Source organism: Streptococcus danieliae (genome assembly GCF_013415245.1).
Lineage (GTDB): Bacteria > Bacillota > Bacilli > Lactobacillales > Streptococcaceae > Streptococcus > Streptococcus danieliae_A.
The window spans coordinates 1-19,821 of record NZ_JACBXX010000114.1 but is presented as its reverse complement, the minus strand read 5'-3'; the positions used below and the strand labels follow the sequence as shown (position 1 = coordinate 19,821).

Here is a 19,821-nt window from a genome sequence, read left to right as displayed (position 1 = left end):
ATCCCTTGTTGTAAGACTTGCCCTCGCTTGATTTCGTTATTGATTGTTTGAGGAGCTCTTCCAAGTAGGCGAGCAATTTCTCGATTGGATTTTCCTTCTTTGTTCCATCGTTCAATGTAGCGACGATCATTAATTGTCAAATGTTTTCCTTTTGTTGTATAATTGTTTTGCATCTCTGTGCCCTTCCTTTTGTTTGTGGTGAACAACAAGTATAGCACGGAGGTGTTTTCTTATACCTTACAAAAGGATTTCATTTGACAACAGGGACTTTTGAAGCTGTTTTGAGGGCTAAACCAAGGCTATCATTAGCCTTGGCCAATTAGCCTAACAGCTCCAAACCTATTATCAAATGAAATCAGACAACTCATCAGAATGAGTTGTAGTACTTATCTAGCAGATAGGATGGGTGGCTAACTTCATTTTAAAATTTTTGATATTGTACTCACTATTTATAGATTGTAAAATTCTACCCACTACAGTTGACAAAGAGCCCAAAAAGCTTAGCCTCTTATGTTATGGTTTGTGAAATGACTCTGACACAGGAGTTCATTGAGTTTACGGACATTGTACGCTATTTGAGTCTATCAAATCTTGCTTACAAGATTATTTCGTGGTAAAGTTCAGCGCGTCAATTCCTGACTCGCTGAGTGTCCTAAAAGAGATCTTCTTGGTCACGTACAACAAGGAAGTCAACCTTGGCGTGACGAAGGATGTATTCAGATGAGGAACCAACCAAGAGGCGTTCGAAGGCGTTGAGACCGGTCGCCCCAACCATAATCAAATCGATTTTGTGCTCTTCGGGAATGTCGGTCGCCAGGAGTGTCTTGGGATTACCAAATTCAATCACTTGGTGCACTTCTGTTAAACCGGCAGCCTGAGCCTGTTGGACATATTCCTCGAGCATTTTCTGAGCCTCGATTTTGAGTTGTTTATAGACATCGGAATCAAAAGGGGTCACACTTTGAATCGCGCGTGTATCAACGACGTGAACCAGAAAGAGCTGAGCTTGGTTGCGCAGGGCCACATGAATGGCTTTGTGCAAGGCCAATTCAGCAGATTTAGAACCATCTAAAGCAACCATGATGTGTTGATAATGTTGAGTCATAAGCTTACCCTCCTTTTAGTTACTTCTATTGTAACCCTTTTCATTGGATAATGCAATATTATATGGTTCTTTACACGTGAAATGTTAGGTGTTTGAAAAAGTTTCAAAAGCATGGCTGTCGGAGTTATGAATTGTAGGAGAAATTCTTGACGCAGCTTTTTCCTTTTGTTACAATGAATCCTGAAAAGATTGATTATTCTCATCGACTGATAGCGAGTTCGGGATGGTGGAAGCCGGATAGGAGAAGAATAAGTGGCCCTTTTTACCAGTAGATAAAGAATGAAGGCTTAAACAAGCAAAAATAGGGTGGAACCGCGTTTCGACGCCCCTTGTCTTTAGACAGGGGGATAGAAGGCGGTTCTTTTGTTTGTCCTGATGGAAGGAGTTGAGTGATTTTGAACGGGTCTTGTTTGTGTGGAAGGATAAGTTATCGTATTTCATGTGTAAGAGAAGACGCTGAAGTTATTCTGTGTTTCTGTTCTGTTTGCCGAAAAGCCAACGGTTCGGCTTTTTCAGCTAATTTAAGGGTCCGCTTGTCGGATTTTGAGTTGGAGTCTGGTGAAGAGTCTCTGACGACTTATTCCTCTTCTCCGGGGAAAATTCGAGTCTACTGTGCTCACTGCCACAGCCCCTTGTACCACATAAAGGAATCAGAAGCTGATTATCTAACAGTTAAGTTAGGGACTTTAGATTCATGGAATCAGACCCTTTCAGAATTGCCTCGGAGAGAGATTTTCAAAGAAGAAGCTCTTCCCTGGTTATAGGTTTTGATCCGTGATGTTGTTGATGAATAAAATGTAAAGGAGAATCCTATGTCAAAAAAATTGACTTTTCAAGAAATTATTTTAACCTTGCAGCAGTTTTGGAGTGACCAGGGCTGTTTGTTGATGCAGGCTTATGACAATGAAAAAGGGGCCGGAACCATGAGTCCCTATACATTTTTGCGGGCCATTGGACCTGAGCCTTGGAATGCAGCCTATGTCGAACCTTCGCGTCGTCCAGCGGATGGGCGTTACGGGGAGAATCCCAATCGTCTTTACCAGCACCACCAATTCCAAGTGGTGATGAAGCCAAGTCCAAGTAATATTCAGGAATTGTACTTGCAATCCTTAGAGGTGTTGGGAATCAATCCTCTTGAGCATGATATCCGTTTTGTTGAAGACAACTGGGAAAATCCGTCAACTGGTTCTGCGGGTCTTGGTTGGGAAGTTTGGTTGGATGGAATGGAGATTACCCAGTTTACCTACTTCCAACAAGTAGGGGGCTTGGCGACCCAACCGGTGACGGCTGAGGTAACCTATGGTTTGGAACGTTTGGCTTCTTATATTCAAGAGGTGGATTCTGTTTACGATATCGAGTGGACAGCAGGCGTTAAGTACGGTGAAATCTTTAACCAGCCTGAATTTGAACACTCAAAATACAGTTTTGAGTTAAGCAACCAGGAGATGCTGTTAGAGAATTTCAACAAGTTTGAAGCAGAAGCACAAGCTGCGCTGGAAGCGGACTTGGTTCACCCTGCTTATGACTATGTCTTGAAGTGTTCCCATACCTTTAACCTCTTGGATGCGCGTGGAGCTGTTTCCGTGACAGAGCGGGCTGGTTATATTGCACGTATTCGGAATTTGGCACGGGAAGTTGCCAAGACCTTTGTGGCAGAGCGCAAGCGCCTTGGTTATCCTTTGTTGGATGAAGCCAGCCGCCAAGAATTACTAGCAGAGGAGGACTAAGATGACAAAGACAGTATTGCTTGAACTCGGTTTAGAGGAGATGCCAGCCTACCTTGTAACACGTAGCATGGATCAATTAGGCCAACGTGTTGCAGACTTCTTGAAGCAGCATCGTTTAGATTTTGAAAAAATTGAAACCTTCTCTACGCCCCGCCGTTTAGCGGTTCGGGTTAAGGGCTTGGCAGACCGCCAGCAGGACCTGGTCGAAGATTTCAAGGGACCAAGCAAAAAGATTGCCTTGGATGCAGAAGGCAATTTCACCAAGGCTGCCCAAGGTTTTGTTCGTGGCAAAGGGTTGACAACAGATGCCATTCGCTTTGAAGAAATCAAAGGTGAAGAATATGTATATGTGACCAAGGAAGAAAAGGGACAGGCTGCAGAAGAAATTCTACCCCAGTTAACAGAAACCTTGGAAGCGATGACCTTCCCTGTTAGCATGCACTGGGCCAATTATCGTTTTGAATACATTCGTCCGGTTCATACCTTGACCCTCTTGGTTGATGACCAGCTCTTGGAAGCTCGTTTCTTGAACTTGGAATCCGGTCGTGTGAGTCGTGGTCACCGGTTCTTGGGGCAAGAAGTAAGCTTGGCTTCTGCGGACAGCTATGAGGCTGATTTGCGTCAGGTCTTTGTCATTGCGGATCCAGCAGAGCGGACCCAAATGATTCAGGACCAAATTCGGGACTTAGAAGAGTTGCACGGGGTTCAGGTGGAGATTGATCCAGGCCTTTTGAATGAGGTCTTGAACCTGGTTGAATACCCAACAGCCTTTTTTGGTTCCTTTGATCCAAAATACTTGGATTTACCGGAAGAAGTTTTGGTGACCTCCATGAAGGCCCACCAACGTTACTTTGTGGTTCGGGATCAAGACGGTAAACTCTTGCCGCACTTTGTGTCTGTTCGGAATGGAAATGCGGACCACATCGCGAATGTTGTGAAGGGAAATGAAAAAGTTTTGGTAGCCCGTCTGGAAGATGGAGAGTTCTTCTGGAAAGAGGATCAGAAATTGGCTATTGAAGACCTGCTTCCAAAATTGGCCAAGGTGACCTTCCATGAAAAAATTGGAACGCTTGCCGAACACATGGAGCGGACTGCTCAGATTGCAGCCTACTTGGCAGACCAGGTTGGTTTGAGTTCGGAGGAGCAGGCAGATCTAGCGCGTGCGGCAGCGATTTATAAATTTGATCTCTTGACCGGTATGGTGGGTGAATTTGATGAATTGCAAGGGATCATGGGGGAGAAATATGCCCTTCTTGCTGGCGAAAAGCCAGCTGTAGCACAGGCCATCCGTGAGCACTACCTACCAAACTCCAGTGAAGGAGCTCTTCCAGAGAGCCGTGTTGGAGCGGTCTTGGCAGTGGCGGATAAGATGGATACACTTCTGTCCTTCTTTACCGCTGGTTTAATCCCAAGTGGTTCCAACGACCCTTATGCCCTTCGCCGGGCAACCCAGGGGATTGTCCGGATCTTGGATGCCTTTGGTTGGGATCTAGACTTGCGTGAGCTACAAGATGCCTTTTTCCAAAATCAATGGTACCAACATAAAGAAGAAATTTTGGAATTCTTCAATGCGCGGATTGAAAAAATGATGGATGCTTCCATCAATAAAGACATTGTCCGGGCAGTCTTGGCCAATAGTCAATTCAAGGTCTCCTCTCGTCTCTTGGCAGCCAAGGCCCTCGCCCAGGCGGCACAAGCCGAAGGCTTTAAAGAAGCTGTTGAGAACCTGTCACGGGTCTTTAATCTGGCAGAGAAAGCAGAAGAAGGGGTTATCGATGCCAGTCTCTTGGAATCGGATTCCGAGAAGGCTTTGGCGGAGGCAGTCGATGGTCTAAGCTGGTCTGAGGATATGGCTGCGAATATGCAGGAGCTCTTTGATCTAGCACCGCTGATTGCTGACTTCTTTGAAAACAATATGGTTATGGCTGAGGACCTTGCCGTTCGTGCTAACCGCCTAGCGCTTTTGGCTCGCTTACGCCAAAAAGCTAGCCGTCTCGCCCACTTTACCTTACTTCAAACCAAATAGGAGACAAAATGGAAGATTCAAAAATCGAACGCATCAATGAGTTGGCCAAGAAGAAAAAAGAGGTTGGTCTAACGGAGGCGGAATTGGAAGAGCAAGCGGCTCTTCGCAAGGAGTACATTCAAGGCTATCGCCGCAGTTTGCAGGCCCATATTGAGGGGATCAAATTGGTTGACGAGGATGGCAATGATGTGACGCCTGAAAAATTGAAACAGATTCAAAAAGAAAAAGGCCTCCATGGCCGGGATCGGGAAGATTAATGTACAAAGAACGGCTGGGAAAACCAGCCGTTCTTTGTACAAATCTTGGTAATTGGCAGTAGATTTTGCTATAGTAGTGATAGGAAAACAAAGGAGGACTGAGATGGAAGTCTATACACTTGCAAATGGGATTCAAATTCCTAAGATTGGTTTTGGAACCTGGCAAATTCCGGATGGGGAATTGGCGGTTCAGTCAGTTTCTTATGCCTTGGAAGCCGGTTATCGCCATATTGATACTGCACAAATCTATGGAAATGAAGCCAGTGTCGGCCGTGCCTTGGCGGAAAGTGGCCTGGATCGGCAAAAGATCTTTGTGACCACCAAGGTTTGGAATGACAAGATTGGTGTGGAAGATACGCGTTTGTCGATTCTAGAGTCGATGGACAAACTAGGCGTGGATTATCTAGACCTCGTTTTGATCCACTGGCCAAATCCAGCAGCTAGTCGAGACAGCCTTCCTTGGCAGGAACGGAATGCCTTGGTTTGGAAAGGCTTGGAGTCTCTTTACCAGGAAGGGAAAATCAAGGCTATCGGTGTATCGAACTTTATGGTGCACCACTTAGAAGCCTTGCTGGAGAGCGCAGAAGTAACGCCCCATGTGAACCAGGTCATGCTGGCGCCGGGAACCCCGCAAAAAGAACTGGTTGCCTACTGCCAAGATAAGGGAATCCTGCTAGAAGCTTATAGCCCATTTGGAACAGGAACTCTGTTTGAAAATGAAGAAGCAGCTCAGTTGGCGCGTGAAGCAGGCCTAACCTTGGCCCAACTAGCCTTGGCTTGGTCCTTGGACAAAGGGTTCTTGCCTCTGCCAAAATCAACTAGCCCAGAAAATATCCAGGCTAATTTAGCCATTGAAGGACTGGCCATTGCTCCCAAAGCCATCGAGGTCTTGGACCAACTCCAAGGAGTTAAGGGGCAGTTGGATCCAGACCAGGCAGATTTTTAAGAACAGGCTTGAGTCCTGATGTTTGACAAGGTCAGACCTTGTCTTCAATGAATAAAAAAAGGAGTGAGACAAGAACTGGTGGTAGTTCTGTCCCACTCCTTTTTAAAATGAAAGTAGTATAACTTAGAGTAGATTGATTACTTTTTCAAAATTATCCACAATCTGGCTTTCGGTTACGGCCATTAAGAGTTCCCCTTCTTTAAAGGTGTAGTTGGGGGTTAGGTGGATGTTGAGGTCGCTATTGCGGTGTTCTCGGAAGCCGATGATGTTTAGCTGGAAGTGTTTGCGCAATTCCAATTGGGCCAAGGATTTTCCAATCCAGCGTTTGGGAGGGTAAAACTCAATGACGGAGACATCTCGGTCTAATTGAATAATGTCGGTTGTTTCCCGGTGGAGGATGTGCTTGGCCAGGGAGACGCCGGTCTCTCGTTCGGGGGAGATGACACGGTCGGCCCCGATTTTTTCAAGGACTTGTCGGGTCGTTTTGCTTTTGACCTTGGCAATTACTTTTTCAACACCGAGCGTTTTGCAGTGCATAACCGCCAAGACGCTGGATTCTAGGTGCTGGCCGGTGGCCACGACAACCGTATCGCAGGTATCAATTCCGGCTGCTTGGAGGAGGTCAAAGTCGGTAAAATCGCCAACAACCCCGTGAGTTAGCAGGGGTTCAACGTGGTTAATGGCATCTTCATGGTCATCCACGGCGATAATATCACAATCAAATTTACTGAGGGTATTGACAATGCTGCGTCCAAAGACCCCTAGGCCTAGAACGCCAATAGTTGGTTTTGGCATGCGAATCCTTTCTAGCCAACCAAGAGATTGGCTTTGGCATATTTCAGAGTTGATTTTCGACTAGGTGTTCGATCGGCAAAGGAAATTAAGAGCGTTAGGGGGCCAATCCGACCCATAAACATCAGGAGCATGATGATGGTTAAACAAGCCTGATTTAGGGTTGGCGTAAGGTTGGCACTAACCCCGACTGTTGAGAGGGCGGAGACAGCTTCCATCATGATATAGAGGAAGCGATGACTATCGCCATCGAAGTAGGATAGGAGGGCGAGACTGGACATGAGGGAAACAAAGTAGACCATGAGAATGGTGAAGGACTTTTGGACTGTCTTTGGAGAAACTGTTCGTTTCCACAAGTTTACATGTGGTAGTCCAAGAATCTCCGCTCTGGCATAGGCCAAGAGGACCAGGAAGGTGGTTACTTTCAGACCGCCAGCGGTTCCGCCTGGAGCGCCACCGATAAACATCTGGTGGGCCAGGAAAATAATACTGGCTGGTCGCATTTGGGTAAAGTCGACGGTTGAAAAACCAGCGGTTCGTACGGTCACACTCTGGAAGAAGGCGACTAAAAAACTATCCCAGAAATTTAAGGTCCCCAAGGTAGCAGGGTTGTGGTATTCGCTAATCAGGGTGGAAATGGTTCCGAAAGCCAATAAGAAAAGCGAGGCTCCTAAAACAATTTTCGTATGAAAGCGAAGGCATTTCAATGGGTGTTTTTCCAGTAAGTTGGTCTGGAGATCAAACCAGACAGAAAATCCTAAACCGCCTGTGATAATGAGAAAGGAAATGGTCAAGATGACCAGCGGATCGGTCTGATACTGAATCAAACTGGAGCGTCCCAAGTTATCGAAGCCCGCATTGCAAAATGCTGAGACAGCCAGAAAGATCGAAGTGAACAGACCTTCAGCCCAGCCTAGCAAGGGGACAAAGCGAAAACTTAGGAGGAGAGCACCGATTCCTTCCAAGAGGAAGGTGATGAGAAATACCGATTTTACAAAACTTTTTAAGGACCGGGGTTGGGTGTAACTAGTGCTTTCTTGGATGGCAGCTCGGTTGGAAAAACTCAGCTTTTGTTGGAATTGTAAATAAAAAATACCAATAAAACTAATGAAACCAAGGCCGCCAATCTGAATGAGCAGCATGGCGATGATTTGGCCCCAAATGCTGTAGGTTTCCGAAAGGGGGACCACCGATAGTCCGGTTACACAGACCATGGACACGGCCATAAAGAGATGATCAAAATAAGTCGCTAAAGATGTCGGAGTCTGGGCAATGGGCAGGCTCAAGGCAAGCGATCCAAGAAAACTCACCAGGGCGAAGCTAATAAAGATCCGCCGCGCTGGAGGTTGGCTGGTTAAAAAACGATACATAGACTCGATAATCCTTTTGAAATGATGTGTTTATTCTACCATATTTTTGTAATGCTGCAGCAAGGAAAGTGGAGGAAGGGGAGGGTGTTTTTTGAAAAAGGTTGGGCTTTGGGGTATAATGGTTTGGATATGAAAAAAGAATTCCATCATGTAACGGTTTTATTAAAGGAAACAGTTGATTCCTTAAACATCAAGCCTGACGGTGTCTATGTAGATGCGACCCTGGGCGGAGCTGGTCATAGTGAGTACCTTCTATCTCAGTTGAGTGAAGAAGGCCATTTGTATGCCTTCGATCAAGATGAAGACGCGATTCGCCATGCCCAGGTTCGCCTAGCACCCTATGTGGAGAAGGGAATGGTGACCTTTATTCAAGACAATTTCCGAAATCTGCAGGCGGCACTAGCAAGGCTGGGTGTCCAAGCGATTGATGGAATCTGTTATGATTTAGGAGTTTCAAGTCCGCAGTTGGACCAGCGTGCGCGTGGTTTTTCCTATAAACAGGACGCTCCGTTAGATATGCGGATGGACCAGTCAGCAGCTTTGACGGCCCAGGTCGTGGTCAATGACTATCCTTATGAGGATTTGGTGCGGATCTTTTTTAAATATGGGGAAGATAAATTTTCCAAACAAGTGGCGCGAAAAATCGAAAAAACGCGAGCACTGGCCCCAATTGAGACAACAACGCAATTGGCCGAGATTATCAAATCTGCGAAGCCAGCCAAGGAACTCAAGAAAAAAGGGCATCCGGCCAAGCAAATTTTCCAAGCGATTCGGATTGAGGTCAATGATGAGTTAGGAGCAGCGGAGACTTCCTTGCAGCAAGCTATGGACTTGCTCAAGCCAGGTGGTCGGATTTCGGTCATTACCTTCCATTCTTTGGAGGATCGGTTGACCAAACTTCTTTTCAAAGAAGCTTCGACCATTGAGATTCCCAAAGGGATCCCCCTGCTACCGAGTCAAATGGAAGCTGACTTCCGCCTGGTCAATCGCAAGCCAATTCTACCTTCCAATGAGGAATTGGAAGCCAATAATCGCGCTCATTCGGCCAAGTTGCGTGTACTAGAGCGAATCAAATAAGGAGTTTTTATGGCTCAAGAATCTAGAGGTTTGGGGAGACTGAGACGCCCCCTAACCAATTTGGAAAAGATTTTTTATGGAACTATTGTAGCGACAACGGTGATTGTCGCTATCACAACAATTTTTTTACAGACCCAGATGCTCCAGGTCGAGCGGGATTTAGCGACTTTAAATTCCCAAGTTGAAAGCAAGGAAACGGAAATCACAGAGGCCAAACAGCGGGTGAATGAGCTAAGCCGCTATGATCGTTTCCAAAAATTGGCAGATGAGCAGGGCATGACTGTAAAAAATGATAATTTAGTAACGGCGGAAAAACCATGAAACGATTGTGGCAACGGGTGCGTCATTTTGTCTTAAAAGGACGGAAAAGCCCGATAGAAAATCGGCAAAGGGTGGGAAAACAATTAAGTGTTCTGACAGTCTTTCTCTTTTTTGTGTTTCTGATTAACTTTGCTGTGATTATAGGAACAGATACTAAATTTGGTGTAGATTTATCGGAGGCGGCGAGACGGGTTCACCAGGAAATTCGTGTCAATCCAGCCAAACGGGGAACCATTTATGATCGTAATGGGATTCCGATTGCGGAAGATTCAACGACCTATAATGTTTTTGCGGTTATTGATAAGGAGTATGTCTCTGCCAAGGGGGAGAAGCTCTATGTCGATGCTGACCAGTATGGACAAGTAGCGGATCTGTTTAAGGAATACCTAGAAATGGATTCGGACTATGTTCTCAAGCAGTTGCGCCAGGAAGGACTACGCCAGGTCTCATTTGGAACCAAGGGAAATAATTTGTCCTATGGAACCATGACCGACCTCAAGAAGGCGGCTGAGAAGGCAGGTATTAAAGGGATTGATTTCTCAACCAGTCCGAGTCGTAGTTATCCAAATGGGAACTTTGCTTCTCAGTTTATTGGTTTAGCCCAGCTCACAGAACATGAGGATGGTAGCAAAACCTTGGTTGGAAACACAGGGCTGGAAGCTTCCATGAATAGTATCTTGGCAGGAACAGACGGTGTGACCACCTATGAGAAGAACCGGGTCGGTAGTATTATTCCGGGGACCGAAAAAGTGGAGAGCAAACGGATTGATGGTCAGGATGTCTACACGACCCTGTCTGTCAATCTGCAAACCTACTTAGAAACACAAATGGATCTGTTCCAGGAAAAAACACGCGGGAAGTGGGCATCGGCAACACTGGTTTCGGCTAAAACAGGCGAAATCTTAGCCCACACCCAAAGGCCAACTTTTAACCCGGATACCAAGGAGGGCTTGGATGATGAAAACTTCACCTGGTCCTCTACCCTTTATCAAAGTAACTTTGAGCCGGGTTCGACGATGAAAGTCATGACCCTGGCTGCTGCTATTGACAACAACACCTTCCCGCCGAATGAGCTCTTTGACAATACACAGCTGAACGTGATTGATGCGACCATCCGTGACTGGTCGGTCAATAACGGAACCTCGACGGGGCAGGTGATGAGTTTTGCCCAGGGATTTGCCTACTCATCCAACGTTGGGATGGTTTTGCTGGAGCAAAAAATGGGGGATGACAAGTGGTTAGACTACTTATCTCGTTTCCGTTTTGGCGTTCCAACGCGCTTTGGGATGGGCAATGAGTCAGCAGGCTTGTTGCCGGCTGACAATGTCGTTTCGATTGCCATGTCTGCTTTTGGCCAAGGGATTTCAACGACCCAGGTACAGATGCTGCGTGCTTTTTCAGCCATTGCCAATGATGGGGTGATGATTCAGCCGAAGTTTATTTCCGCGATTTATGATCAGAAGCAAGATGCAGCGCGCAAGGCTGGTCTTGAGATTATGGGGAATCCAGTTTCGGAGAAGGCGGCGCGTGAGACTCGTGAGTACATGGTGACGGTTGGGACAGATCCCTATTATGGAACCTTGTATGACAAATGGTCTTCCGATTTAAGTTTGCAGGGACCGATTATCCAGGCAGGTGGCCAGGCTCTAGCCGTTAAGTCGGGAACGGCCGAGATCGCCAAAGAGGATGGAACCGGTTATTTGGAAAACACTTATATGAACTCGGTGGTTGCCATGTCATCGGCAGAAGATCCAGATTTCATCATGTATGTGGCAACAGCCCAACCTGAAAAATTTGATCCACTCATGTGGCGTGACTTTGTCAATCCAATTATGGAAGAAGCGATTGCCATGAAGGACACCTTGAATTTAACGGAGCTAAGTCCAGTTTTGAACGAGGTAACCAAGGAATTGACTTATAAAATGCCGGACACTTCAGAGATGTCCCCTGGAAGTCTAGCGGATGTTCTGCGGCAAAATCTGGTGCAACCGATTATTCTTGGTACGGGGACTTCAATTCGGAAAATCTCTGCCGATACGGGTGATCGCTTAAAAGCCAATCAACAAGTGCTGGTTCTCACCAATAGTTTTGAAGAAGTTCCGGATTTCTATGGATGGAATAAACAAATGATGAAACAGTTTGGCAAGTGGACGGATATTGAAGTGGATATTCGGGGTTCTGGTAGCCATGTTGTTGCTCAAGATGTTGATCCGAATACGCAATTGAAGAAAGTTAAAAAAATAAAAGTGACCTTGGGAGACTAATATGAATACCGAATTTTTTGTTGGCCTCATTTCGTTTGTGCTGACCGTTCTTTTAATGCCCATTTTCATTCAGACCTATAATAAGGCCAAAATTTCTGGCCAGCAGATGCATGAAGATGTCAAGCAGCACCAAGCCAAGGCGGGGACGCCGACCATGGGAGGAATTGTCTTTCTGCTCGTTGGCAGCCTGGTAGCCTTCTTGAGTCTGCTTTGGTCAGGCCAATGGACAGCGAGTGCCGGGATGGTTCTTTTGATCCTTGTCTTATATGGTTTGGTTGGCTTTTTAGATGATTTCTTAAAAGTCTTTCGGCGGATCAATGAGGGGTTGAATCCGCGGCAAAAGTTGCTCTTGCAACTAGTGGGCGGACTCCTCTTCTTTCTGATTGCAGATAGCCAGGGTGGAACCTTGAATGTTTTTGGTTATTCCTTGCAGCTGGGAGCTCTCTATCTGCCTTTTGTCTTGTTTTGGTTGGTTGGTTTCTCCAATGCGGTGAATTTGACGGATGGCATTGATGGTTTATCCAGTATTTCCGTTGTGATTTCTTTGTCAGCCTATGGGGTGATTGCCTTCATGCAAGAGCAGTGGGACATCCTGTTGGTCATTGCCAGTTTGATTGGTGGTTTGTTAGGCTTTTTCCTCTATAACCGCAAACCGGCTAAGGTCTTTATGGGGGATGTTGGTAGCCTAGCCCTTGGTGGAATGTTGGCAGCTATTTCTATGGTGCTCCACCAAGAATGGACTCTCTTGCTGATTGGGTTGGTGTATGTTCTTGAAACCTCCTCTGTTATGCTGCAAGTGGCCTATTTCAAATATACCCGTAAGAAATATGGAGAAGGTCGCCGCATTTTCCGGATGACCCCCTTCCACCACCATCTGGAATTAGGTGGACTGTCTGGACGAGGATCAGCCTGGTCTGAATGGCAGGTTGATTTCTTCCTCTGGGGCTTGGGCTTGACCACTTCGCTGATAGCCCTATCCATTTTGTATCGATAAAGCTCAAAGGTTGGATTTTTCCAGCCTTTTTCTTATTTTCCCAGGGGGCAAAAAAGGGGCACAAGGTGGAAACTTTTGTAGATTTTTGGAGAAAGTGGCAGGAGGTTCTAGTCTTATGAAACCTTATTTTTCAACGATTTAAACCTATTTGTGTCTATCGTTCACTGAAAATGCTATAATGGAAGGAAGTTAGAAAAGGAAGTGAAGCATGAAATTTACTGATTTTCAATTAAAGGACTTTCTTCAGCAAGCTTTGAAGGAAATCAACTTTTACCAACCGACTGAGGTTCAGGAACGGTTGATTCCGGTTGTCTTGGCTGGGAAGGATTTGGTGGGAGAATCGAAGACCGGTTCTGGTAAAACCCACACCTTTTTACTACCAATCTTTCAGCAATTAGAGGATAGTGATTATACTCAGGCTGTGATCACCGCGCCTAGTCGAGAGCTGGCCGAACAAATCTACCAAGCCTGTAAGCAGCTGGCGAGCCACGCACCCTTCTCTGTTCGTTTAGCCAATTATGTGGGTGGGACTGATAAGGCGCGTCAAATTGAGCGTCTGGCTAAGAGCCAACCCCACCTTGTTATCGGGACACCAGGTCGTATTTATGACCTGGTCGATAGTGGCGATTTGGATATTCATAAAACAAGAACCTTTGTTGTTGATGAGGCGGATATGACACTGGATATGGGCTTTTTAGAAACGGTCGATCGGATCGCTTCACGTTTGCCCAAAGATGTCCAAATTCTGGTCTTTTCAGCGACCATTCCGCAAAAACTGCAACCCTTCCTGAAGAAGTATTTGCAACAACCGGTGATGGAGCAGATTGCAACCAAAACGGTGATTTCAGATACTATCGACAACTGGTTGGTGTCGACTAAAGGACGCGATCGGAATGCCTTGATTTATCAGATGTCGCAAATGATGCAGCCGTACTTGGCGATGATTTTTGTCAATACCAAGGACCGAGCAGAGGAGTTATATCTCTATTTGCAGCAACAAGGACTAAAAGTTGCGCGCATCCATGGAGATATCCCAGCCCGTGAACGAAAACGGACCATGAACCAGATTAAAAACCTGGACTATAGCTTTGTGGTAGCGACAGACCTTGCAGCCCGTGGGATTGATATTGAAGGAGTCAGCCATGTCATCAATGATGCGATTCCTCAGGATCTTTCCTTTTTCATCCACCGGGTTGGTCGGACTGGCCGGAATGGCTTGGATGGAACGGCCATCACCCTCTATTCGCCACAAGATGATTCAGCCATCCGTGATTTGGAAAAAATGGGCATCCGTTTTATTCCAAAAGAAATCAAGGACGGAGAATTTGTTGAAACCTATGACCGGGATCGTCGGGCACAACGGGAGAAAAAACGGGAAAAACTGGACACTGAGATGATCGGCTTGGTCAAAAAGAAGAAAAAGAAAATTAAGCCGGGCTATAAGAAAAAAATTCAGTGGGCCGTTAATGAAAAACGAAGAAAAACCAAGAGGGCTGAACGCAGAGCCCAAGGCCGTGCAGAACGCAAGGCGAAGCGACAGACCTTTTAGGAAGTAAGAGGTAGTGTATGATTCCTAATCTAGGAGTAACTTTTTATGAAAATCTAATGAACAGTTTGCCAGATGGTCAATTGTTTAGTGTACGGGCAGTTTTTGATGGACTGCCACGGATTCTGGAACGGTTGCCCATTACTTTGGGCTTGACCTTGGCCGGTTCGATCTTTGGCTTAATGTTGGCGATTCTGTTTGCCCTGGTTAAAATTCGGCGGGTGCGGATTTTATACCCGATTCAAGCTGTTTTTGTCAGCTTTTTGCGTGGAACCCCGATTTTGGTACAACTGATGTTAACCTACTACGGGATTCCCCTCCTCTTGAAGGCTTTGAATCAGAGTTTGGGGACTGCATGGAATATTAATGCCATCCCGGCAGCTGTCTTTGCCATTGTAGCCTTTGCCTTTAATGAGGCAGCCTATGCTAGTGAGACCATTCGGGCAGCCATCTTAGCGGTGGATCCAGGTGAGGTGGAGGCTGCCCGCAGTTTAGGGATGACCGAAAGCCAAGTCTACCGCCGTGTGGTTTTCCCCAATGCGGCTGTGATTGCCCTCCCAACCTTGATCAACAATTTGATTGGTCTGACCAAGGGGACCTCTCTGGCCTTTAATGCTGGGGTTGTGGAAATCTTTGCCCAGGCTCAAATTTTGGGTGGAACAGATTACCGTTACTTTGAACGCTTTATCTCTGTTTCCCTTGTTTACTGGGGTGTGAGCATCCTAGTCGAGCAGTTTGGACGCTGGTGGGAACGCCGCCTGGCGATTGGCGATGAATAGGAGGTCTCAGATGATTACGATTAAGGGATTGAGTAAAAAATTCGGAAAACAAGTAGTCTTGGACAAGTTGGATATGGAAATCCATCAGGGCGAAGTGATTGCCCTGATTGGTTCTTCAGGAGCTGGTAAGTCAACCTTTCTACGGAGCCTCAATTTTTTGGAAACCGCTGATGCCGGAACCATTCAAATCGGTGATAGCCTTTTAGATGTTAAAACTGCAGGCAAGGATGACATCCTAGATCTACGCCAACGCTTATCGATGGTTTTCCAGCAGTTTAATCTCTTTTCCAGACGGACCGTTTTGGAAAATGTCATGGAGGGCTTGGTCCAGGTTAAGAAAATGCCTGTCCCCAAGGCCAAAGATTTAGCGCTTAAGGAGTTAACCAAGGTCGGTCTGGCCGATAAGGTGGACCAGTATCCCAAACAACTATCTGGGGGACAAAAACAACGGGTTGGTTTAGCCCGTGCCCTAGCTATGAAACCAAGTGTGCTTTTACTGGATGAACCGACTTCTGCCTTGGATCCTGAGTTGGTCCGCGAAGTGGAAAAGGCGATTAGCCAGGCCGCCGAGGACGGGCAAACCATGATTTTGGTGAGTCACGATATGGCCTTTGTCGAGCAAGTAGCAGATCGTGTTTTATTCTTGGAAAAAGGAAAAATTATCGAAGAGGGAACTCCGGAGCAAATTTTCCACCATCCCAAGCAAGAGCGGACCAAGAACTTCTTGGCCAATTATCGTAGAGAAGAGGCGGTTTAAGGATGTTGGCGCAAATGCTGACGCTCTATTTTCAGAGCCTGTTGGTGACAAGTCTGCTGGTGCTGTTTTTAGGGGTCTATTATTATTTTCAAGGCTTGTCTAAGGGAATTGAGAAACGACAAATGCGACATGAGGTCTTGATTGCCTCTTGTTTGGTGATTCCAATCTTTTCCTTTGCGGTAATGGCCCTCTTGATTGTCTTCTAGGTCGACTTTCTTGAAATAAAGCTTCTAGGGGTCTATAATGACAGTAGAAGAATTCTAAGGAGAAACTCTATGTACGATACAATTATTATTGGAGCTGGCCCAGCTGGAATGACCGCTGCCCTCTATGCAGCTCGTGGGAACCTCAAGGTTGCCCTTCTCGAGCGTGGGATTCCTGGTGGTCAGTTGAATAACACAGCTGATATTGAAAACTATCCAGGTTTTGCCAAGGTTTCTGGTCCAGAGTTGGCAGATCACATGTTCCAACCCTTAGAAGGTTTTGGAGTCGAATACATTTTCGGATTGGTGTCATCGGTTGAAGATCAGGGAGACCATAAGATTGTTCACACAGATTCAGGGGACTTCCAAGCCAAGACCGTTGTTGTGGCGACAGGATCAGCTCACCGCTCGCTAGGCGTTCCTGGTGAGGCAGAATACAACAGCCGCGGTGTTTCCTACTGCGCGGTCTGTGATGGTGCCTTCTTCCGTGATGAAGACATTTTGGTTGTTGGGGGCGGCGATTCAGCCGTTGAAGAAGCCCTCTTCTTAACGCAAATGGGTAAAAGTGTAACGATTGTTCACCGTCGTGACGAACTTCGGGCCCAAAAGGTTCTCCAAGATCGTGCCTTTGCCAATGAAAAAATCCGCTTTATCTGGGATAGTGTCGTTAAGGAAATCAAAGGCGACGAGCGTAAAGTTCAAAGCGTTGTCTTAGAAAATGTCAAAACAGGCATGGTGACAGAAGAAGCCTTCGGAGCTGTCTTTATCTATGTCGGCTTGGATGCGGTGAGTGAATTTGTCAAAGACCTAGGAATCACCGATGAAAACGGCTGGATCCCTACCGATAAGGAAATGAAAACCAAGGTCGATGGCATCTATGCTGTTGGAGATATTCGTCAGAAAGACCTTCGTCAAATCACTACAGCTGTTGGTGATGGCGCTGTTGCTGGTCAACAGGTCTATAAATACATTTCAGAACAATAATCTAAAAGCTGGGCTAGTCCCGGCTTTTTTGCTGCAGATACCTGCTCTACAGAATCCTCTGTTTCCAACGTCTTTCGTATGGTATAATAGGACTAGTATTTTTGGAGGAGTTTTTATGTATCCAGATGATAGTTTGACCCTGCATACCGATTTGTATCAAATCAATATGATGCAAGTCTACTTTGAGCAAGGGATTCATAATAAGCAATCTGTGTTTGAGTTGTATTTTCGAAAATTGCCCTTTAAAAATGGTTATGCCGTTTTTGCTGGCTTGGAGCGGGTTATCCAATATTTGGAGGAACTGCGCTTTACAGAATCTGACCTAGCCTATCTCCGTGATCAAGGTTATGAAGACGATTTTCTGAACTACCTAGCTGATTTTCAATTGCAGATAACGGTTCGCTCTGTGCAAGAAGGGGATTTGGTTTTTGCCAATGAGCCCTTGATGCAGATTGAGGGACCCCTAGCCCAGTGTCAGTTAGTGGAAACAGCCCTGCTGAATATTATCAACTACCAAACCTTGATTGCGACCAAGGCTGCGCGGATCAAATCCGTGATTGGGGATGAGCCACTCTTGGAATTTGGGACTCGCCGGGCCCAGGAAATGGATGCAGCCATTTGGGGAACCCGAGCGGCCTTTATTGGAGGCGCCTCTGGGACCAGTAATGTCCGGGCTGGAAAACGGTTTGCCATTCCAGTGGCAGGGACCCATGCCCATTCGCTTGTCCAAGTCTACGGGAATGATTACCAAGCCTTTAAGGCTTATGCCAAAACCCATCGCAACTGCGTCTTCTTGGTCGATACCTATGATACGCTACGACTTGGTGTGCCTGCGGCTATTCGTGTGGCCCAGGAAATGGGAGACCAAATTAATTTCTTGGGTGTTCGAATTGATTCGGGCGATATTGCTTATATTTCTAAAAAAGTACGCCAGCAACTGGATGATGCTGGATTTACAGAGGCAAAAATCTACGCATCCAATGATTTAGATGAGACAACGATTTTGAACCTCAAGATGCAAAAGGCTAAAATTGATGTCTGGGGAGTCGGGACCAAGTTAATTACAGCTTACGACCAGCCAGCTCTGGGGGCTGTTTACAAAATTGTGGCCATTGAAGATGAAAATGGACAGATGCGGGATACCATCAAGCTTTCCAGCAATGCTGAAAAAGTTTCTACTCCTGGTAAAAAACAAGTTTGGCGAATTACCAGTCGTGCCAAGGCTAAGTCTGAGGGAGATTACATTTCCTTTGCCGATCAGGATGTTAACCAGCTGGAAGAATTGGACATGTTCCATCCGACCTACACCTACATCAACAAAAAAGTACGGGACTTCGAGGCAATTCCGATGCTGGTCCCAATCTATGATGAGGGACGTTTGATTTACCAGTCCCCAAGTCTGGTGGAGATTCAGGAACATGCCCGGACAGCCTTTGACAATCTTTGGGATGAATACAAGCGGGTCTTGAATCCTCAAGATTATCCGGTTGATTTGGCGCGTGATGTTTGGGAAAACAAGATGAACTTGATTGAAAAAGTTCGCCGTCAGGCTTTAGAAGAAGGAGTGGACGCATGACCCTGCAAGAAACGATTATCCAAACGCTTGGGGTTCAGCCCGTTATTGATCCCCAAGCTGAAATTCGTCGGAGTCTGGATCTCCTAAAGGAATACCTGTTAAAACATCCCTTTTTGAAGTCCTATGTCCTAGGGATCTCAGGCGGCCAGGATTCAACCCTAGCTGGACGTTTGGCCCAGCTGGCTATCGAAGAACTACGCCAGGAAACAGGCGATGCCAGCTATCAATTTATAGCGGTTCGTCTCCCCTATGGCCAGCAATTGGATGAGGCTGACGCCCAAGCTGCCTTAGACTTTATCCAAGCCGACCAGGTGGTTACCGTTAATATCAAACCAAGTGTTGACGCCCTCGTTGCTAGTTTAGAAGCAGCAGGCCAAGTGATTACCGATTTTAACAAAGGGAATGTGAAAGCCAGAGCTCGCATGCAGGTTCAATATGCCCTTGCTGGAGCCCAGCAAGGAGCCGTTATCGGAACTGATCACGCAGCCGAGAATCTAACAGGATTCTTTACCAAGTTTGGTGATGGAGCAGCAGATATTTTGCCCCTCTACCGCCTACACAAGGGTCAGGGACGCCAGCTTTTACAAGCCTTGAATGCCCCAGCTGCCCTCTATGAAAAAATACCGACAGCTGACCTAGAAGAAGAAAAACCTCTTCTAGCGGACGAACAAGCCCTCGGCGTTTCCTATCAAGCCATTGATGACTACTTAGAAGGAAAAATCGTAGCTGTCCAAGACCAAGCTCGGATCGAAGAACTATGGTTTAAAGCAGAACACAAACGCCACTTACCGATTACCATTTTTGATGATTTTTGGAAATGATCCCTGACTGAGCTCTTGCTCGGTCTAGGACTAGACTCTCCTGATAGGATCAGGGGAGTTTTTTTGATGGTTGGAAGGGGGATTGGTGAGAAAAAAGATTCCAGTGATTTGGTACTCCGGGAATCTTTCGCTTATTATTGATTTATATGTTTTTATACTAAATAAAAATCGAATTTTGAATTATAATAGATTGTATGAAATTGAAATTAGATAAACAACAAGAAACTGAATTGAGATTAGCTCTTAGAAATAAAGACTACGCTACTTATCATAGAC

The 19,821-nt window shown here is 46.1% G+C and carries 20 protein-coding genes; 16 read left to right on the top strand and 4 right to left on the bottom strand.

Annotated elements, in window-relative coordinates; genetic code table 11:
* Nucleotides 1-173, bottom strand: a 173-nt coding sequence (locus HZY94_RS04695; RefSeq protein WP_179925210.1) for a helix-turn-helix domain-containing protein, incomplete at its 3' end; no start/stop codon positions are given.
* A 479-nt stretch (nt 174-652) separates the two neighbouring features.
* Complete coding sequence (locus HZY94_RS04690; RefSeq protein ID WP_179925209.1) at nt 653-1,105, bottom strand: universal stress protein; 453 nt, start codon at nt 1,103-1,105, stop codon at nt 653-655.
* A 389-nt stretch (nt 1,106-1,494) separates the two neighbouring features.
* Here HZY94_RS04690 and HZY94_RS10760 point away from each other — a divergent pair, with 389 nt between their 5' ends.
* The 5 genes from HZY94_RS10760 to HZY94_RS04665 all read left to right on the top strand — a co-directional run bounded on the left by HZY94_RS10760 (nt 1,495) and on the right by HZY94_RS04665 (nt 6,061).
* Nucleotides 1,495-1,869 carry a GFA family protein gene (locus HZY94_RS10760; protein WP_179925208.1) on the top strand — a complete coding sequence of 125 codons (375 nt, stop codon included), beginning with the start codon at nt 1,495-1,497 and terminating at the stop codon, nt 1,867-1,869.
* A 48-nt stretch (nt 1,870-1,917) separates the two neighbouring features.
* Nucleotides 1,918-2,832, top strand: a complete 915-nt coding sequence (glyQ, locus tag HZY94_RS04680; protein ID WP_179925207.1) for a glycine--tRNA ligase subunit alpha — start codon at nt 1,918-1,920, stop codon at nt 2,830-2,832.
* Between the two features lies 1 nt (nt 2,833).
* Nucleotides 2,834-4,858 (top strand): glycine--tRNA ligase subunit beta, encoded by a 2,025-nt coding sequence (glyS, locus tag HZY94_RS04675; RefSeq protein ID WP_179925206.1) that lies wholly within the window; start codon nt 2,834-2,836, stop codon nt 4,856-4,858.
* An 8-nt stretch (nt 4,859-4,866) separates the two neighbouring features.
* Nucleotides 4,867-5,115 (top strand): DUF896 family protein, encoded by a 249-nt coding sequence (locus HZY94_RS04670; RefSeq protein WP_179925205.1) that lies wholly within the window; start codon nt 4,867-4,869, stop codon nt 5,113-5,115.
* A 103-nt stretch (nt 5,116-5,218) separates the two neighbouring features.
* On the top strand, nt 5,219-6,061 hold the full coding sequence (locus tag HZY94_RS04665) for an aldo/keto reductase (RefSeq protein WP_179925204.1): 843 nt from the start codon (nt 5,219-5,221) through the stop codon (nt 6,059-6,061).
* A 123-nt stretch (nt 6,062-6,184) separates the two neighbouring features.
* Here HZY94_RS04665 and HZY94_RS04660 read toward each other — a convergent pair whose 3' ends face one another.
* Nucleotides 6,185-6,856, bottom strand: a complete 672-nt coding sequence (locus HZY94_RS04660; protein ID WP_179925203.1) for a potassium channel family protein — start codon at nt 6,854-6,856, stop codon at nt 6,185-6,187.
* A gap of 11 nt (nt 6,857-6,867) precedes the next feature.
* Entirely contained in the window at nt 6,868-8,223 is a 1,356-nt protein-coding gene (locus tag HZY94_RS04655) for a TrkH family potassium uptake protein (protein ID WP_179925202.1), read from the bottom strand.
* A gap of 129 nt (nt 8,224-8,352) precedes the next feature.
* Between HZY94_RS04655 and rsmH the strand changes: the two genes are divergently transcribed.
* The 11 genes from rsmH to nadE all read left to right on the top strand — a co-directional run bounded on the left by rsmH (nt 8,353) and on the right by nadE (nt 19,545).
* Entirely contained in the window at nt 8,353-9,300 is a 948-nt protein-coding gene (gene rsmH / locus HZY94_RS04650) for a 16S rRNA (cytosine(1402)-N(4))-methyltransferase RsmH (protein WP_179925211.1), read from the top strand.
* Between the two features lie 9 nt (nt 9,301-9,309).
* Nucleotides 9,310-9,621: a cell division protein FtsL gene (gene ftsL, locus HZY94_RS04645; protein ID WP_179925201.1), complete on the top strand. Its 312-nt coding sequence runs from the start codon at nt 9,310-9,312 to the stop codon at nt 9,619-9,621.
* Complete coding sequence (gene pbp2x / locus HZY94_RS04640; protein WP_179925200.1) at nt 9,618-11,885, top strand: penicillin-binding protein PBP2X; 2,268 nt, start codon at nt 9,618-9,620, stop codon at nt 11,883-11,885. Before ftsL ends, pbp2x begins: the two co-directional genes overlap by 4 nt.
* Nucleotide 11,886: 1 nt before the next feature.
* Entirely contained in the window at nt 11,887-12,879 is a 993-nt protein-coding gene (gene mraY / locus HZY94_RS04635; protein ID WP_179925199.1) for a phospho-N-acetylmuramoyl-pentapeptide-transferase, read from the top strand.
* 208 nt (nt 12,880-13,087) lie between these two features.
* Nucleotides 13,088-14,428: a DEAD/DEAH box helicase gene (locus tag HZY94_RS04630; protein ID WP_179925198.1), complete on the top strand. Its 1,341-nt coding sequence runs from the start codon at nt 13,088-13,090 to the stop codon at nt 14,426-14,428.
* A gap of 17 nt (nt 14,429-14,445) precedes the next feature.
* Complete coding sequence (locus HZY94_RS04625) at nt 14,446-15,204, top strand: amino acid ABC transporter permease (protein WP_179925197.1); 759 nt, start codon at nt 14,446-14,448, stop codon at nt 15,202-15,204.
* Between the two features lie 10 nt (nt 15,205-15,214).
* A complete protein-coding gene (locus HZY94_RS04620; RefSeq protein WP_179925196.1) occupies nt 15,215-15,961 on the top strand; it encodes an amino acid ABC transporter ATP-binding protein in 747 nt (248 codons plus the stop codon).
* A 14-nt stretch (nt 15,962-15,975) separates the two neighbouring features.
* Nucleotides 15,976-16,167 (top strand): DUF4059 family protein, encoded by a 192-nt coding sequence (locus tag HZY94_RS04615; protein WP_179925195.1) that lies wholly within the window; start codon nt 15,976-15,978, stop codon nt 16,165-16,167.
* A gap of 69 nt (nt 16,168-16,236) precedes the next feature.
* Nucleotides 16,237-17,148 (top strand): thioredoxin-disulfide reductase, encoded by a 912-nt coding sequence (trxB, locus tag HZY94_RS04610; RefSeq protein ID WP_179925194.1) that lies wholly within the window; start codon nt 16,237-16,239, stop codon nt 17,146-17,148.
* Between the two features lie 115 nt (nt 17,149-17,263).
* Nucleotides 17,264-18,724, top strand: coding sequence for a nicotinate phosphoribosyltransferase (locus HZY94_RS04605; protein WP_179925193.1), 1,461 nt, complete (start codon nt 17,264-17,266; stop codon nt 18,722-18,724).
* A complete protein-coding gene (nadE, locus tag HZY94_RS04600) occupies nt 18,721-19,545 on the top strand; it encodes an ammonia-dependent NAD(+) synthetase (RefSeq protein WP_179925192.1) in 825 nt (274 codons plus the stop codon). Before HZY94_RS04605 ends, nadE begins: the two co-directional genes overlap by 4 nt.
* Nucleotides 19,546-19,821: the final 276 nt, after the last annotated feature.